We start from the raw sequence: 16,730 nt of genomic DNA, 5'->3' as shown, positions 1-16,730 counted from the left end.
TCAGCCCTGGGGGTGCAGGCTGCTCTCGATGTTCGTGATGCGAGCCTGCTCGTCGAAGCGGAAGGTCGCAGTGCCCGTGCCGTCGGCGACCGTGGCCCCCGAGAACGCCTCGTCGGTCCACGTGAGGTTCCACCCGGCGAGACGGGCGGCGTCCCAGACCGCCGTCCGGGCATCAGGCAGAGCCAGGCCCGAGAGGATCCGCGGAAGGGCGATGGAGGCTGCGGCGACGGTCAGGGCGGGGAGCGGCGCATCGAGCAGGAAGACGGCGTACGTGCCGCCGCCGACCGGCGCGAGGTAGTAGGGCGCTCGACCGGTGAGCTCGACCGCGACCGCGCCGACCGTGTGGGCGGCTGCGGTGATCCAGTCGGCGTCGCCGGCGGCGTCCGCGGGGAAGGGGAGCTCCTGCTCGCTCAGCTCCGGGATGCCGTGCTCCCTGCCGTAATCGCGCAGCTGGCCGGCGATGCCGGCAGGGTCGCCCTGCGGGTGCGCCCACGCCCAGAGCAGCGAGCGGGGACCGGGGGCGATCGTCGCGACGAGGTGGGCGCGGGCCACGAGCCGGCGCGCGGCATCGGCGTTCGAGGTGAAGGTGAGGGTGCCCGCCGCCATGTCGGCATCCCATCGATTGTCACCGAGGTCCTCGAGGGCGGTGGCCAGGGAGTCCTGACGGAGGGCGGAGAACAGTGCGGCACGGTCTGCGAGCGGCTGGAGCGCGGCGAAGGTCATGCCCACAGTCTCGCCCGGATTGCTATGAATCCGCCAACTCCGAGCGCGGGGACACTGCATCGGAGGGGCGGCCCATCCGCCAGACACTCGGTACCACCAGTGTCACGGCGGCGAGCACGGCATAGAGGATCCCCGAGGTGACCAGCACCGTCTCGACATCGCTGCGGGTGATCAGCCAGCCGTAGACGAGGGTGCCGATCGGCATCACGACGAAGCTGCCGAGCATGTCGTAGCTCGAGACGCGGGACAGCTTGTCGCCCGGGATGTTCTCCATCATCGCGAGGTTCCACCCGGTGCTGAACACCTCGGCCCCGGCGCCGGCGAGGAAGGCGGCGATGGCGAGCAGCACCACCGCGGGGTGCACGCCGAGGACGGTGAGCGGGATCGCGAACGCGGCCATGCCGATCATGCCGTAGCGCAGGGGGCGTTTCAGCGGGAACCACATCAGGACGAGGGTCATGAGCAGGATGCCGACGCCTTCGGCGCTGACGACCCACCCCCAGCCGGCGATGCCGAGCCGTTCGTCGTTCTTGGCGATGTACGGACCGACGACGCCCCACGCGCCGATGTGGATGGCGTTCATCACCATGAAGGCGAGAACGATGACCCACAGCCACGTGCGACTCCAGAACTCCTGCCACCCGATCCTGAGGTCGTGGAACATCGTGGTTCCGCCCGCATGATCAGGCGGAGGCAGTCGGACCATCGCCAGGACGGGGATCGCGATGACCCAGCCGATCGCCTGCACGACCATGGCCCAGGCGGGGCCGGCCGCGGCCACGACGATGCCCGCGATGATCGGGCCGCCGATCGTGGTCGCCGAGCGCACGAACGACAGCATCGCGTTGGCCTGCTGCAGGTGCTCGGGGGAGGTCAGCTGCGGGATGATCCCCTGCATGGCGGGGAGCACGAACGCGGTGGACGCACCGTTCACGACCGACAGCAGAGCGAGCAGGGGAACCGTGGCTGTGCCGCTGAACAGGAGGGCGGCCATCGCGCCCACCGTCAGGATGTCGATGACGTAGCAGGACTGAATGATCAGCGCGCGAGGCAGCCGGTCGGCGATCACGCCGCCGAAGAGCAGGAAGACGATGTTGCTGACGGTGAAGGCGGCCAGGACCAGGGAGAGCGAGCGTGCGTCGTTGTCGATCTCGAGCACGGCGAAGGCCAGCGCGATCGACGACATCGACCCTGCGATCAGGGTGATGGCGCGGGCGAGGAAGAACCAGCGGAATCCTCGGTCCTGCATCGCTGCGAGGGCGCGGATCATGACGGCTCGTCGCTGCTCTGCATCCGTCAATCCTGCCACTCGAGGGCAGCGGCAGGCGTCAGTAGCTGGCGCGGGTCGTGTCGTCGGATGCCGGGATGAAGCGGGCGGCCAGAGCCTCGGATGCGCGTGCCAGCATCGCCACGTCGGCACCGACCGCCACGAAGTCCGCGCCGGCGGCGGTGTACGCATCGGCGGCGGAGGGATCGAAGGCGTTCACACCGACGGGCGTGCCTGCGGCCGCGACCGCGGCGAACACCTGCTCGACGGCGGCGACGACATCCGGATGCGTCTGCTGCCCGAGCAGGCCCATCGACGCGGAGAGGTCGGACGGGCCCACGAACACGGCGTCCACGCCCTCGACCGCCGCGATCTCGGAGGCGGCCTCCACCCCGGCGACCGTCTCGATCTGCACGATGAGGGAGGTGTGCCGCGCCGAGTCGCGCAGGTAGCCGTCGACCCGGTTCCAGCGGGCGCTGCGGGCGAGCGCGCTCCCGACTCCTCGGACACCCTCTGGCGGATAGCGGGTCGCCGAGACGGCCGCGCGTGCCTCCTCGGCCGACGAGACCATCGGGACGATGAGGTTCTGTGCTCCGAGGTCGAGGACCTGTTTGATCGCCACGGTGTCGTTGGACGGCACGCGCACCACCGGGGTGATCGGATAGGCGGCGACGACCTGCAGCTGCAGCAGCGTGGACTCGAGCGTGTTGGCCGAATGCTCCATGTCGATCAGCAGCCAGTCGAGGCCCGAGCCCGCAGCCACCTCGGTGACGAGGGCACTGCCGGAGCACGCCCACATCCCGATGAGCGGGCGATCGGAGGCGGCGAGATGCTCGCGGAAGGAGGGGCTCAGATGAAGCGGCATTCGATCGTTCCCATCGGTCCGTAGTCGCACAGCACCTGATCGCCGCGAGACACCCACATCGGGCGTGTGAACGATCCTGCCAGGATGACCTCGCCGGCCTCGAGACGCGCGCCGTGCTGGTGGAACTTGTTCGCGAGCCAGGCGACGCCGGTGGCGGGGTGGCCCAGCACGCCGGCGGCGACTCCGGTCTCCTCGATCTCGCCGTTGCGCGAGAGCACGCCGGGCACCCATCGCAGGTCGATCTCGTCCGGGCGCCTGTGCACATCGCCGAGGACCATGGCCCCGTAGGCGGCGTTGTCGCTGATCGTGTCGACGATCGTCCTGCCCTCGAGTTCGATGTGCGAGTTCAGCACCTCGAGCGCCGGCACGGCGTAGTCGATCGCGGCGAGGGCGTCGTCGAGCGTGCAGTCGGGCCCCTCGAGCGGATGCTTGAGCACGAACGCGAGCTCGACCTCGATGCGCACGTTCGAGAAGTGGTCGACCGGGATCTCGGCACCCGACTCGTAGACGGTGTCGTCGAACATCACCCCGTAGTCGGGCTCGGTGATGCCGGTGGCCTGCTGCATCGCCTTCGACGTCAATCCGATCTTGCGTCCGACGAGACGGCGTCCCGCGGCGATCTGCGAGTCGCGCCAGACTCCCTGGATCGCGTACGAATCCTCGACCGTCGAGTCCGGGTACCGGGCGGTGATCCGGGGGATCACCGAGTGGGTCCGGTCGGCCTCGGCGAGCTCTCCGGCGATCTGCGCGACGATGTCTGCTGACAGCATCCGTCTCTCCTGTGTGTGCGAATCGATCAGAGCTGGTGGCCGAGCTTGTACTCGCCCTGCTTGTACTCCGGCATGGCCTCGTCGTCGCCGGGTCGCGTGTACGAGAAGCCGTCGGCACCGATCGTGACGGCCATCTCGGAGTCGTCGGTGCGGGCGACGACGGGCTGCGGGTCGCCGTCGAGGTCGAGCACGAGCGAGGCCTCGGTGTACCAGGACGGGACGACCGGGTTTCCCCACCAGTCGCGGCGCTGGTTGTCGTGCACATCCCAGGTGATGACGGGGTTGTCGGGGTCGCCCGTGTAGTAGTCCTGCGTGTAGACCTCGACACGGTGACCGTCGGGGTCGCGGAGGTAGAGGTAGAACGCGTTCGAGACGCCGTGACGGCCCGGGCCCCGCTCGATCGCGTCGGAGCGGCGGAGGGCTCCGAGCTTGTCGCAGATCGCCAAGATGTTGTGCTTCTCGTGCGTCGCGAAGCAGACGTGGTGCATACGCGGACCGTCGCCGCCGGTCATCGCGGTGTCGTGCACGGTGGGCTTGCGACGCATCCACGCCGCATACACGGTGCCCTCATCGTCCTGGATGTCCTCCGTGACGCGGAACCCCAGATCCTGCATGAACTTCACGGCGCGGGGCACGTCGGGGGTGACCTGGTTGAAGTGGTCGAGTCGAACGAGCTCGCCCGGGATGTGCAGGTCGTAGCGCCACGACATGCGCTCGACGTGGTCGGACTGGTGGAAGAACTCGATGGGGAAGCCCAGCGGGTCGACCACGCGCACCGAGTCGCCGACGCCCTTGACGAAGCCCTCCGGGCTGCGGCGCACGTCGCAGCCGAGCTCGGTGTAGAACGCCACGGCGAGGTCGAGATCCTCAGCCGAGCGCACGCGGTAGGAGAACGCGGCGACAGCGGCGATCGGCCCCTTTCGCAGCACGAGGTTGTGGTGGATGAACTCCTCGGTCGAGCGGAGGTAGATCGCCTCGTCGTCCTCTTCGGTGACATACAGCCCCAGGACGTCGACGTAGAACACCCGCGAGGCCGCGAGGTCGGTGACGACCAGCTCCATGTAGGCGCAGCGCAGCACGTCCGGGGGAGTGCTCTCGGGGGTCGCGATCGGGTTGGCGGTCTCGATCGGAGCCTCCTGGCTCACGTAGTAGCCCGAGGAGGTCAGCGTCTTCGCAGTCTTGTCGGTCATGTCGGGTCCTTGCTCAGTTCTTGCCGAAGGTCGGGTTGTGCGCGCCGCCGAGCGTGATGTGCACGCTCTGCTGGTCGGTGTAGAAGTCGATCGAGCGGTAGCCGCCCTCGTGGCCCAGGCCCGAAGCCTTGACGCCGCCGAAGGGGGTGCGCAGGTCGCGCACGTTGTTGCTGTTCAGCCATACCATGCCCGCCTCCACGGACTGCGCGAAGTTGTGGGCGCGCTTCAGGTCGTTCGTCCAGATGTAGGCGGCCAGGCCGTACTTCGTGTTGTTCGCGAGCGAGAGCGCCTCGTCGTCGGAGTCGAACGGGGTGATGGCGACGACGGGGCCGAAGATCTCCTCCTGGAAGATGCGGGCATCGGGGGAGACGTCGGCGAACACCGTCGGCGCGACGAAGTTGCCCTCGTCGAAGCCCTCGGGGCGGCCGCCGCCGGCGACGAGGCGGCCCTCGGTCTTGCCGATCTCGACGTAGCTCATCACCTTGTCGTAGTGCTCGGGGTGCACGAGCGCGCCGACCTCGGTGGCCGGGTCGTGCGGGTAGCCGACCTTCACGCGCTTCGCCTGGGCGGCGTAGCGCTCGACGAACTCCTCGTAGATGGAGCGCTCGACGAGGATGCGGGAGCCGGCGGTGCAGCGCTCGCCGTTGAGGGAGAACACGCCGAAGATCGTCGCGTCGACCGCGGCCTCGATGTCAGCATCGGCGAAGACGACGGCGGGGGACTTGCCGCCGAGCTCCATCGACAGGCCCTTGAGGAACGGTGCGGCGTTGCCGAAGATCAGCTGCCCGGTCGAGCTCTCGCCCGTGAACGAGATGAGCGGCACGTCGGGGTGCTTCACGAGGGCGTCTCCGGCGTCTTCGCCGAGGCCGTTCACGAGATTGAACACGCCCTGCGGCAGCCCGGCCTCCTCGAAGATGCCCGCCCAGAGCGAGGCGGAGAGCGGCGTGAACTCGGCGGGCTTGAGCACCACGGTGTTGCCGGTCGCGAGTGCGGGGCCGAGCTTCCACGACTCGAGCATGAACGGCGTGTTCCACGGCGTGATGAGGCCGGCGACGCCGATCGGCTTGCGGTTGACGTAGTTCATCTGCTTGCCGGGAACCTTGAAGGCGTCATCGGACTGGGCGACGATCAGGTCGGCGAAGAAGCGGAAGTTCTCGGCCGCGCGGCGGGCCTGGCCGAGCGCCTGGGTGATCGGCAGTCCGGAGTCGTACGACTCGAGCTCGGCGAGGCGGGCATCCCGCGACTCGACGATGTCGGCGATCCTGTGCAGCACCCGCGAGCGCTCCCGCGGCAGCATCCGAGGCCAGGGGCCCTCGTCGAACGCGCGCGTGGCAGCGGCGACGGCGAGCTCGATGTCGGCCTTCTTGCCGGCGGCTGCGGTCGTGTAGGTCTTGTTCGTCACCGGATCGAGCACATCGAACGTGTCACCGTCGACGGAGTCGACGAACGCTCCGTCGATGTAGTGCTGGATGTGGTCGGGCAGGTCTGCGGGGATGCGGGAATCGGTCATGACTCGTCTCCTGAGTTGTGGTGAGAACGGGTGTGCAGCGCGTCGAGGAAGGCGTCCCTCGTGCGCAGGCGGTGATTGCGGGCGGCGAGCTCGATCTCGAGCGGGTCGGCGCCCGTTCGGATCAGCTCGAGGATCTGCGCGTGCTCCTCGACCGAGTGCTGAGCCCTGCCGGGCACGTAGGCGAAGGTCGAATCCCGGATGCCGGACAGCCGCGCCCAGCCGCGGTGCACGAGGTCGAGGAGGTGCGGATTCGGGCAGGGTTCGAAGAGCAGCGAATGGAACTGCCTGTTGAGCTCGGTGAACGCATGGGCGTCGAGATGACCGAGCATCTGGATCATCCGCTCGTTCACTGCCTCCGCGGCGTCGAGCGCCTCGGCGTCGAGGAAGGGAGCGGAGAGGGCGGTGGCCGAGCCTTCGACCAGCCCGAGCGTCTGCATCGTGTGCGCGTATTCACTCTCGTCGACGAGGGTCACCCGCGCGCCCACGTTGCGCTCGAACGTCACGAGGCCCTCGGCTTCGAGCCGGCGGATCGCTTCACGCACCGGCACGACGCTCATCCCGAGCTCTTCCGCCAACGATCCCAGCACCAGACGGTAACCGGGGCCGAAGACGTGTCCCGAGATCCGCGAGCGGATCCAGGCGTACGCCTGCTCCGACTTGCTGGAGTTCGCCACCGTCGTCATGAGCCGGCACCGGTGCCGGTGGCGGCTTCGTACTTCTCCCGCCACGCGGCGTTGAGCGGGAAGAGGCCGTCGACCGGATGTCCGGCGGCGACCTGCTCGGCGATCCACGCGTCCTCGATCTCCTGCGCGAGCGCATCGTCTGCGACCTGCTCGGCGAGCGAGGGAGGGATCACGATGACGCCGTCGCCGTCGCCCACGATGATGTCGCCCGGCTGGACCGTGGCGCCGCCGCACGAGATGGTGACGTCGGAGTCCCACGGCACGTGCCTGCGTCCGAGGACGGAGGGATGAGCGCCCTGCGAGAAGACCGGGAGGCCGATCTCGGCGACCGCGTCGAAGTCGCGCACACCGCCGTCGGTCACGACTCCGGCGGCGCCGCGGGCGCGGGCGCGGAGCGCGAGGATGTCGCCCAGTGTTCCGGTGGTCGCGTCGCCGCGCGCTTCGATCACGATGATCTCGCCCTCGCCGACGGCATCGAACGCCCGCTTCTGGGCGTTGTATCCGCCGCCATGGCTCGCGAACAGGTCTTCTCTGAACGGCACGAAGCGCAGCGTCTTGGCTGTGCCGACGATCTTGCTGCCGGGGAGGTTCGCAGAGACGCCATCGATGAAGCACGAGTGGTGTCCGCGCTTGCGCAGCTGCGACGAGAGGCCGGCTGTCGGAGCTTCCATCAGCTTGGCGCGGAGCTCGGGGGACAGCGCGGACGTGGCCTCAGGCGGCAGACCCGCGTCTTCGCGGGAGCCCCATGCCTCGGTGCGCTGCAGATCGTCGACGGCGGGAAGCGAGCCGACCTCGGCGTCGAAGGGCACATCGCCCTGCGTGACGGTGGTCACCAGGCGTCCCGAGGAGGGGGAGCCCTCGGCATCCGGAGCATCCACCTCGATCTCGACCACATCGCCGGGGACGATCACGGAGGAACCCGCCGGCGTGCCGGTGAGGATGACGTCGCCGGGTTCGAGCGTGAAGTGCTGAGAGAGGTCGGCGACCAGCTGGGCGAGGGGGAAGATGAGGCCGGCGGTGGTGTCGTCCTGACGCAGGTCTCCGTTGACCCAGGCCCGGACACGCAGGGCCGCGGGGTCGACCGCGCGGGCGTCGATCAGCTCGGGACCGAGAGGCGTGTAGCCGTCGCCGCCCTTGGATCGCACGTTGGATCCCTTGTCGTTGGCGCGCAGGTCGTAGAGGCCGAGGTCGTTCGAGGCGGTGACCCAGCCGACATGGCTCCACGCGTCATCGAGCGAGACGCGGCGGGCAGGGGTGCCGATGACGAGCGCGATCTCGCCCTCGAAGGCGAGCAGCTCGGTGCCCGCCGGGCGCTCGACCGTGCCCCCGGAGACGCCGACGGAGCTCGCCGGCTTGAAGAAGTAGGAGGGAGCTGCGGGGCGCCGGCCGCGCTGGTCGGCTCGGGATGCGTAGCTCAGATGGATCGCGATGATCTTGCCGGGGCGGGTCATGGATGCCGTCACGGGGCGCCTCCTCGCGCTTCACGTCGACGCCTTGTGCGTCGTATTCGAAATCATATATCATCGTGTCACCCCTCGGCAAGCAACTCGACACACCTCGGACGCGAGCCGTGACAATGCGGTCACAATCAAAGGAGACACCCCTATGAGCGGGCAGTCACATGCTGGGTTCACACCCACCGGAACCATCGCGACACCGGCCGATCGGCGCCGGGTCGTGTTCGCCACCGTCGTCGGCACCACGGTCGAGTGGTACGACTTCTTCATCTACGCCACGGCGGTCGGGCTGGTCTTCGGGCAGCTCTTCTTCGAGCCGCTCGGCGCGAACAGCGCGTTGATCGCCTTCGCCACCGTCGGCGTCAGCTTCCTCTTCCGCCCGCTCGGAGCGTTCCTCGCGGGACACTACGGCGACAAGCTCGGGCGCAAGACCGTTCTCATGTGGACGCTGATCCTGATGGGAGCGGCGACCGCGCTCATCGGAGTCCTGCCGACCTACGACGCGATCGGGATCGCCGCACCCATCCTGCTGGTGCTGCTGCGCATCCTGCAGGGCATCTCGGCCGGAGGCGAGTGGGGCGGTGCGGTGCTGATGGCCGTCGAGCACGCCCCGAAGAAGAAGCGCGGGATCTTCGGCGCATCGCCCCAGATCGGTGTGCCGCTCGGTCTGCTGCTCGCGTCGGGAGTGATGGCGCTGATGACGGCGATCGCCCCCGGAGACCAGTTCATCCAGTGGGGCTGGCGCATCCCGTTCCTGCTCAGCGTCGTCCTGATCCTGGTCGGCTACTACGTGCGCCGCAAGGTCGAGGAGAGCCCGGTGTTCATCGAGCTCGCCGAGCGCAAGGAGAAGGCGAGCATGCCGATCGTGCAGCTGTTCCGCAAGCACCTCCTGCTCGTCATCGTCGCCGCCCTCGTCTTCGCCGGCAACAACGCGGTCGGGTACATGACGACCGGCGGATACATCCAGGGCTACGCCACCAACCCCGAGGGCCCGATCGGTCTCGAGCGCGGACCGGTGCTGTGGGCGGTCACCGGCTCGGCCGTCACCTGGCTCATCACGACGCTCATCGCCGGGTGGCTGTCGGACCGCATCGGTCGGCGCACGACCTACATCATCGGCTGGGTGATGCAGCTCGTCGGTGTGTTCACGCTCTTCCCGCTCGTGAACACCGGCCAGGTCGGACTGCTGTTCGCCGGCCTCGCGATCCTCACGATCGGTCTCGGCTTCACCTACGGGCCGCAGGCGGCGCTCTACACCGAGCTCTTCCCCGCCAGCATCCGCTTCTCGGGCGTCTCGATCTCGTATGCGATCGGCGCCATCGCCGGCGGTGCGTTCGCGCCGACCATCGCGACCGCCATCGTGCAGGCGACCGGCTCGACGCAGGCCGTCACGTGGTACCTCGCCGGCATGACGCTGCTCGGCCTCGTGGCGACGCTGCTGCTGCGTGATCGCTCGGGCATCCCGCTGGGGCCGGATCACGAGGAGGAGCAGTCCGTGAGCCCGATCCGCGGGCTCGCCAGGGCCTGACCCGCATCCACGCACGAGCGCACGTCCGCCTGGCGGGCGTGCGCTCGTGCGTGTGCAGGAGAGCGTCGGTCCGGTTCTCCGCCGCCGAGCGCTCAGCCGTCGAGCGCGTCGCGGATCGCGGATGCCGAGCGCCTCAGGCGGTCCGCGATCTCGGCGTCGTCGAGGGCGGTCGCGACGTGGACGACCGCGATCGCCGCGGGCCGCTGGCCGCGCAGCACGAGGGGCACGGCGACGGACTGCACGGTGGGGATGACCTCGTCATGGCTCGTCGCATATCCGCGGGCGCGAGCTCGGTCGACCTCTGCGCGCAGTGTCGCCCCCGGTTCTCCGGGCCACTGGGACACCGGGAGCTGCGTGAGGATCGCCTTGCCGGGCGCTCCGACCGTGACGGAGTGCCTGGCGCCCGGTCGCTGGGCGACGCTCGCGATCGCGTGGCGGGGTTCGATGCTCGCGAGCGTGATGCAGTCATCGCCGTCGAGCACGCCGAGGAAGCAGGTCATGCCGAGCTCGTTGGCGATCGCGGTCAGCTCGGGGATGGCCTCGGCCTGCAGATCGTGAGCCACGCCCGCTGCCAGCGCGGCCATGCGCGGTCCCAGGGTCACGGCGCCTGAGGCGTCCCTTCCGATGAGTCGGTGGTCTTCCAAGGTGCGCAGCAGGCGATACGCCACCGAGCGATGCACGTCGAGTCGCGCGGCGATCTCGTCGATCGTCAGGGGGATCCGCGCATCGGCGAGAACCTCCAGGATGCGGATGCCGCGGCTCAGGGTCTGCGAGGCCGGAGTGCCTTCGGGCATGCGTGCGCTCCCTTGCGTTTCGAGACGACCGTCCCTAAGCTGTGTTCAATAGTAGAACGTTGTGTTCGAATATAGAACACGAGCCGTTCGAAGGCAACACCTGACAGAGAAGTCCGGAAGGAATCGACGACGATGCAGTTCCACCACCACGGCTATGTCTCCGGAGACCCCCGCGTGAAGGACGCCGCGGGGCTCGGCGCGGACCGACCCGCCGACCTCCCCGACGAGATCGATGTGCTGATCGTCGGCTCGGGCCCCGCCGGCATGCTGCTCGCGGCGCAGATGTCGCAGTATCCCGACATCTCCACGCGCATCATCGAGAAGCGCGAGGGCCGTCTGGTGCTCGGGCAGGCCGACGGCATCCAGCCGCGCAGCGTCGAGACGTTCCAGGCGTTCGGATTCGCCGAGCGCATCATCGCCGAGGCCTACAACATCGGCTGGATGAACTTCTGGGGTCCGAATCCCGAGAAGCCCGACGAGATCGTCCGCACGTCGCGGACGGCGGACTACGCCTACGACATCTGCGAGTTCCCGCACCTCATCGTCAACCAGGCACGCGTGCTCGACTACTTCGCCGAGGCGGCGTCGAACGGTCCCGGCCGCATCGCGCCCGACTACGGCATCGAGTTCGCCGGACTCACCGTGCACGACGAGGGCGAGCACCCGGTCGAGGTCTCCCTGCGCTACGTCGCAGGGGAGCGCACCGGCGAGGAGCGCACGATCCGCGCGAAGTACGTCGTCGGCTGCGACGGCGCACGCAGCGGCGTGCGCCAGGCGATCGGCCGCACGCACGTCGGCGGCAGCGCCGCGCATGCCTGGGGTGTCATGGACGTCCTCGTGAACACCGACTTCCCCGACTGGCGCACCAAGTGCGCGATCAACTCGGAGGCGGGCAACATCCTGCACATCCCGCGGGAGGGCGGGTACCTCAGCCGGATGTACATCGACCTCGGCGAGGTCGCCGAGGACGACGACCACCGCGTGCGGCAGACGCCCATCGAGGACATCATCGCCAAGGCGAACGCGATCCTCAGCCCCTACACGCTGGACGTGAAGGAGGTCGCGTGGCACAGCGTCTACGAGGTCGGCCACCGGGTCACCGACGGGTTCGACGACGTGATCGACGGGTCGGGTCGCACGCCGCACGTGTTCCTCACAGGCGATGCCTGCCACACCCACAGCGCGAAGGCCGGCCAGGGCATGAACGTGTCGATGCAGGACGGGTTCAACCTCGGCTGGAAACTCGGATCGGTGCTGACCGGTCGGGCGCCCGAGGCGCTGCTCGCGACCTACGGCGCCGAGCGTCGGCCCGTCGCGCAGCAGCTCATCGACTTCGATCGGGAGTGGTCGACCCTGATGGCGCGCAAGCCGTCGGAGATCACCGACCCCACGGACCTCGCGACGTACTACCTGGCGACGGCGGAGTTCCCCTCCGGCTTCATGACGCAGTACACCTCGTCGATGATCACCGGGTCGGACGCACATCAGGCACTCGCGGGCGGCTTCCCCCTCGGCAAGCGCTTCAAGTCGGCCGAGGTCGTGCGGGTGGGCGACGGCAACGCGATCCATCTCGGGCACCACGCCAAGGCGGACGGGCGCTGGCGCGTCTACGCGTTCGCGGGTCGCGATGCGGCGACGCTCGACGCGTGGGCCGAGTCGGCGGCTCCGGTGCTCTCCCGGTTCACGCCTGCGGATGCCGACGTCGATGCCGTCTTCGATGTCAAGGCGATCTACCAGCAGCCGCACGAGGAGGTCGAGGTCACCTCGGCGCCTGCGCTGTTCCAGCCGAAGACCGGTCCGCTCGGGCTCACCGACTGGGAGAAGGTCTACGCGGCCGGCCCGTCGAAGTGGACCGAGACCGACATCTTCGAGGCGCGGGAGCTGTCGCGCGACGGCGTCATCGTCGTGGTGCGGCCCGATCAGTACGTCGCCGCGATCCTGCCCCTCGACGCGACGGACGAGCTGGCGTCATTCTTCGAGGGGGCGCTGCTGGCGGCATCCTGAGCCTGCGATCCGGGAGGGGATTTGCGATCCGGAGGGGATCTGCGATCCGGAGGTCGTGGTCCAGGAGGGCGCGATCCGGAGGGCATCTGTGATCCGGAGGGGATCTGCGATCGGGAGGTGCTTCCTGCGCAGGGCGCCCTCCCGATCGCAGATCTCCTCCCCATCGGGCGTCAGTGACGAGCGCAGACTGCGTCGGGCGAGAGCCTCTGGTGGGTGTCGGAGGCCCCGCGTACTCTGAGGGCCGATGGGCGAAGGCGCCCCGACAGGAGGAGTGCGCGATGGAGTGGAAGATCGAATTGATCTTCGTCCCGGTCTCGGATGTCGACCGGTCGAAGGAGTTCTACGAGAGGATCGGCTTCCACGCCGATCATGATCAGGTGCCCTACGAGGGCCTGAGGTTCGTGCAGCTGACACCGCCGGGGTCGGCCTGCTCGATCGCCTTCGGCACCAACCTGGGCGAGGGACTGCTGCCGGGGCAGCAGAACACGATCCAGGTGGTCGTTCCGGATGCCGATGAGGCGCTGGCGCACCTGACGGGCCTCGGCGTCGAGGCGCAGGGGGTCGATGAGCAGGCGTGGGGCCGTTTCGTGACCTTCGACGACCCCGACGGCAACACCTGGACACTGCAGGAGCTTCCCGACTACGGCGCGCAGTCCTGACGTGCTGTGATCCGGACGCTCACCGGACGCGCTCGACGAGGGTGAGCAGCGCTTCCGGTGCGCCCTCGGGGAACAGGACGCGGGTGCCGGCACGGATGTCGTCGATCGGCACCCAGCGAACCGGGCTGCCCTCGTCGAGGATGTGAAGCTCGGCGTCGAGGGGCACCGCATCCAGCTCGGCGGATGTCACCGCGAACACATGGGCGATCTCGTGACCGGGCGCGCCTTCGTACGTGAAGATGTTCTCGAAGACGCCGAGCGGCTCGGCGCCCTCGAGAGTGACGCCGAGCTCCTCCATGAACTCGCGACCGAGAGCTTCTGCGGCGGTCTCACCGAATTCGATCCCGCCGCCGATCGCCCGGAGGAAGTCCAGGCCGCGCGAGGCGTCGTGCCCTTCGAGCGCGAGCAGGTGTCCGTCCTTGACGGGCAGGCCGACGGCGATGTTGCGGATGGCAGGCATCTCGGAAGGCTAACGCAGCGGGTGCGTCGACGGGCTCAGGTCAGGGACGGGCTCAGGTCAGGAGAGACGCCCCGCCGGAGACCTCGATGCCGCCGGTCGGCGGGATCGTCACGGTCAAGAGGCTCGGACGACGCACGTGAGCGCCCTGATGGATGCGGACGGTCGTCGCCGGGTGTCCGAGGTCGCGCAGATACGCCCCGACCGATGCAGCCGCCGAGCCCGTCGCCGGGTCCTCGGTGATCCGTCCCACCGGGAAGAGGTTGCGGGCATCGAAGTCGGCGGTGCTCGCCGCGTGCAGCACTGTCGAGGTGCCGAACCACCCCTGCTCGCGCATGAGTGCGGCGACCTCGGCGGGCGAGAAGCGGAACTGATCGAACAGCTCCCGATCACGGAGCACGACGATCGGATGCCAGTTGCCGGCGAACGATTCCTTGGCGGGGAAGCGCTCATCGAGATCCGCCGGGGTGAGTCCGAGCAGCGCGAGGAATCGGTCGAGCACGTCGGAGCCGAGATCGCGCACCTGCGGCTCGACGCTCGTGAACGACACGGTCACCGCGCCATCCCGGTCCACCGTCGAGCGCAGCGTCACAGCGCCCGCGTTCGTGTCGAACACGACATCGCCCGGCCCGTCGCGCTCGGCGAGGGCGACCGCCGTCGCGACGGTCGCGTGTCCGCAGAACGGCACCTCAGCCGCCGGCGACCAGTAACGCGCCCGGTAGCGCGGCACACCGTCGCCGTCGGTGCGTGCGACGAGGAAGGCGGTCTCGGAGAATCCGACGTCCACGGCGATCCGCTGCATCTGCTCGTCGCTCAGATCTGAGCCATCGAGTACGACTCCCGCGGGGTTGCCTCCGTCAGGCGTCGCGGCGAATGCGCTGTATCGCAGGACTCCGGAATTCTCGGTCATGACGAGGATCCTAGCGACTCGGCGAGGTCAGGAATTCACGCGGATGATCTCCTGCTGGTACGGCGCGATCACGTCACCCGAGATGCGCAGGTCGAGCAGCAGGAACCGCCGCGTCGCAGCATCCTCCTGCGTCCATGTGGCGAGTCGATCGAGGTCTGCGAGCGTCTTCACGACGACCCCCTCCGCGCCCACCGCGGCGCCGAACGCCGCGAAGTCGACCTCGGGGATGCGCATCGGGCCCTCGGCGAGCCCCTTGAGCCCGTAGAGGTTGACCTCGGCACCGTAGGCGGCGTCGTTCCAGATCACGGCGATGCCTCGACCCGCTGCCGCGCGCACTGCCGACTCGAGGTCGGCGATCGCCATGAGTCCGCCGCCGTCGCCCGACGTCAGTACGACGGTCGACTCGCGGCGGGCGAGGGCTGCGCCGACGACACTCGGCCAGCCCTGCCCGATCGACTGGAAGGCGGTGCCGACCATCATCATGCGGTCGGGGGCCTCGACCGGCCAGTACATGTTCGCCCAGCCGATGAAGTGGCCGCCGTCGGAGACGACGACGCGATCGGGGGGCAGGAGCTCGGCGATGCGACGCGCGGCGGAGCGGGGGTCGAGGCGTCCGTCGGGAGCGAGCTCGTCGCCCTCGTCGTACGCGCGTGCGGCCTCGACGTCGACCGTCTCGCGCCACGGCTGTGCGGGCACAGCGTCGGATGCCGGGTGCGACTCGCCGTGCTGGACAGTCGGAGTCTCGGCGCGGTGTGCCTCCGCTCCGAGGCCGTGCTCGGCAGAACCGCTCTCAGGGGCGGCGCCGGAGCCGAGCGAGCCGACCCGGGCGACGAGCTCCTCGGCCGCCACGCGAGCATCCGCACGCACGAAGCCGCCGACGTGCGGGTGCGTGGCTGCGGGCGCGATGTCGATCTGGAAGACCCTGGTGCCCGGTGCGAAGAGTTCGCCGAATCGCATCGTGAACTGGTTCAGCGAGGCGCCGAACACCACGGCGACATCGGCGGTGCGCACGAGTTGCATGGCGCCGTCGGCCCCGAATCCTCCCGTGACGCCGAGGTCGAACCGGGTGTCGGGGAAGACACCGCGCCCCAGCGCCGACGACGCCGTCAGAGCGCCGGTGAGGGTCGCCAGCTCGCCGAGCGCCGCACCGGCCCCCGCGAGCCAGGCGCCGCGACCGGCCAGCAGGAAGGGGCGCGATGCTCCGTGAAGCGCCTGGGCGATCTCGTCGAGCGTGCCCTCGGCGAACTCGCCGCGCGGCGCGAGCGGCGCGGGGATGCGGGGCAGCGGAGCCTCGGGCACCGGGCCGGCCTCGCGTGAGGCCACGTCGTAGGGGATCGCCAGCACGACGGGCACGCGGTAGGTCAGTGCGTGCTCGATCGCGATGACGGTGGTCGCTGCGGCATCCGCGTGCCCGACCGTATAGGTGCGGGCGCCGACCGCCGAGGCCAGGGCGATCTGGTCGACGTCCCATGGACGAGGACCGGACGTCGGCTCATCGCCCACCACCAGCACGAGGGGGACATGCGCCTGCACGGCCTCGGCGAGTGCTGTGAGGGTGTTCGTGAAACCGGCGCCGTAGGTCGAGGTGCCCGCGGCGATCCTGCCGGACGCGCGGAAGTGCGCATCGGCGGCGACCACTGCGCCCTGCTCATGACGGACGGCCGTGAAGACGGCATCCGTCTGGGTCTCGATCGCGTCGAGGAAGTAGGCGTTGCCGTTGCCCATCACACCGAAGACGGCGTCGATGTGCTGGGCGAGAGTGAGTGCGACGTGCGCGGAGACGGAGGGCATGCGAAAGCCTTTCGAGACAGGGACGGAGAACGTTCGTATTCCGTATGTGTCTCGCCCCCGCGTCATCGTGGGGAGCTTCGTGCCTCTTTTTCAGGCACCGGCGTCGGAGAGCGCCGGACGCG

At 69.2% G+C, this 16,730-nt stretch carries 15 protein-coding genes; 3 read left to right on the top strand and 12 right to left on the bottom strand.

Annotated elements, in window-relative coordinates; all coding sequences use genetic code 11:
* From ACZZZQ_RS02615 to ACZZZQ_RS02580, 8 genes are read right to left on the bottom strand one after another with little or no spacing between them, the layout of a single operon-like run.
* Positions 1 to 723, bottom strand: coding sequence for a DUF6882 domain-containing protein (locus tag ACZZZQ_RS02615; protein WP_463506830.1), 723 nt, complete (start codon positions 721 to 723; stop codon positions 1 to 3).
* A 22-nt stretch (positions 724 to 745) separates the two neighbouring features.
* Positions 746 to 1,993 (bottom strand): MFS transporter, encoded by a 1,248-nt coding sequence (locus ACZZZQ_RS02610; RefSeq protein WP_230101191.1) that lies wholly within the window; start codon positions 1,991 to 1,993, stop codon positions 746 to 748.
* 58 nt (positions 1,994 to 2,051) lie between these two features.
* Positions 2,052 to 2,855 (bottom strand): HpcH/HpaI aldolase family protein, encoded by an 804-nt coding sequence (locus ACZZZQ_RS02605; protein ID WP_463506829.1) that lies wholly within the window; start codon positions 2,853 to 2,855, stop codon positions 2,052 to 2,054.
* A complete protein-coding gene (locus ACZZZQ_RS02600; RefSeq protein ID WP_463506828.1) occupies positions 2,840 to 3,625 on the bottom strand; it encodes a fumarylacetoacetate hydrolase family protein in 786 nt (261 codons plus the stop codon). The genes ACZZZQ_RS02605 and ACZZZQ_RS02600 overlap by 16 nt, the downstream gene beginning before the upstream one ends.
* Positions 3,626 to 3,651: 26 nt before the next feature.
* Complete coding sequence (gene hpaD, locus ACZZZQ_RS02595; protein WP_463506827.1) at positions 3,652 to 4,815, bottom strand: 3,4-dihydroxyphenylacetate 2,3-dioxygenase; 1,164 nt, start codon at positions 4,813 to 4,815, stop codon at positions 3,652 to 3,654.
* Positions 4,816 to 4,828: 13 nt separating this feature from the next.
* A complete protein-coding gene (gene hpaE, locus ACZZZQ_RS02590) occupies positions 4,829 to 6,325 on the bottom strand; it encodes a 5-carboxymethyl-2-hydroxymuconate semialdehyde dehydrogenase (RefSeq protein WP_053095411.1) in 1,497 nt (498 codons plus the stop codon).
* Complete coding sequence (locus ACZZZQ_RS02585; protein WP_053095412.1) at positions 6,322 to 7,008, bottom strand: GntR family transcriptional regulator; 687 nt, start codon at positions 7,006 to 7,008, stop codon at positions 6,322 to 6,324. Before ACZZZQ_RS02585 ends, hpaE begins: the two co-directional genes overlap by 4 nt.
* Positions 7,005 to 8,459 (bottom strand): fumarylacetoacetate hydrolase family protein, encoded by a 1,455-nt coding sequence (locus ACZZZQ_RS02580; RefSeq protein WP_320491365.1) that lies wholly within the window; start codon positions 8,457 to 8,459, stop codon positions 7,005 to 7,007. Before ACZZZQ_RS02580 ends, ACZZZQ_RS02585 begins: the two co-directional genes overlap by 4 nt.
* Positions 8,460 to 8,613: 154 nt before the next feature.
* On the opposite strand from ACZZZQ_RS02580, the gene ACZZZQ_RS02575 reads away from it, so the two are divergent.
* Positions 8,614 to 9,993, top strand: a complete 1,380-nt coding sequence (locus tag ACZZZQ_RS02575; RefSeq protein ID WP_463506826.1) for an MFS transporter — start codon at positions 8,614 to 8,616, stop codon at positions 9,991 to 9,993.
* Positions 9,994 to 10,085: 92 nt separating this feature from the next.
* Here ACZZZQ_RS02575 and ACZZZQ_RS02570 read toward each other — a convergent pair whose 3' ends face one another.
* Positions 10,086 to 10,787 (bottom strand): IclR family transcriptional regulator, encoded by a 702-nt coding sequence (locus ACZZZQ_RS02570; protein ID WP_053095415.1) that lies wholly within the window; start codon positions 10,785 to 10,787, stop codon positions 10,086 to 10,088.
* Between the two features lie 132 nt (positions 10,788 to 10,919).
* Between ACZZZQ_RS02570 and ACZZZQ_RS02565 the strand changes: the two genes are divergently transcribed.
* Positions 10,920 to 12,791: an FAD-dependent monooxygenase gene (locus ACZZZQ_RS02565; protein ID WP_463506825.1), complete on the top strand. Its 1,872-nt coding sequence runs from the start codon at positions 10,920 to 10,922 to the stop codon at positions 12,789 to 12,791.
* A gap of 278 nt (positions 12,792 to 13,069) precedes the next feature.
* Complete coding sequence (locus tag ACZZZQ_RS02560; protein WP_463506824.1) at positions 13,070 to 13,450, top strand: VOC family protein; 381 nt, start codon at positions 13,070 to 13,072, stop codon at positions 13,448 to 13,450.
* A 19-nt stretch (positions 13,451 to 13,469) separates the two neighbouring features.
* On the opposite strand, the gene ACZZZQ_RS02555 is transcribed toward ACZZZQ_RS02560, so the two are convergent.
* The 3 genes from ACZZZQ_RS02555 to ACZZZQ_RS02545 are packed head-to-tail and all read right to left on the bottom strand — an operon-like array spanning position 13,470 to position 16,608.
* Entirely contained in the window at positions 13,470 to 13,910 is a 441-nt protein-coding gene (locus ACZZZQ_RS02555) for an NUDIX hydrolase (protein ID WP_072590905.1), read from the bottom strand.
* A 52-nt stretch (positions 13,911 to 13,962) separates the two neighbouring features.
* Positions 13,963 to 14,817, bottom strand: coding sequence for a PhzF family phenazine biosynthesis protein (locus ACZZZQ_RS02550; RefSeq protein WP_463506823.1), 855 nt, complete (start codon positions 14,815 to 14,817; stop codon positions 13,963 to 13,965).
* Positions 14,818 to 14,844: 27 nt separating this feature from the next.
* Positions 14,845 to 16,608: a thiamine pyrophosphate-binding protein gene (locus tag ACZZZQ_RS02545; protein ID WP_463506822.1), complete on the bottom strand. Its 1,764-nt coding sequence runs from the start codon at positions 16,606 to 16,608 to the stop codon at positions 14,845 to 14,847.
* Between the last annotated feature and the right edge of the window lie 122 nt (positions 16,609 to 16,730).

Source organism: Microbacterium sp. AC132, assembly GCF_979258525.1.
This window is presented reverse-complemented; position numbering and strand designations above follow the sequence as displayed.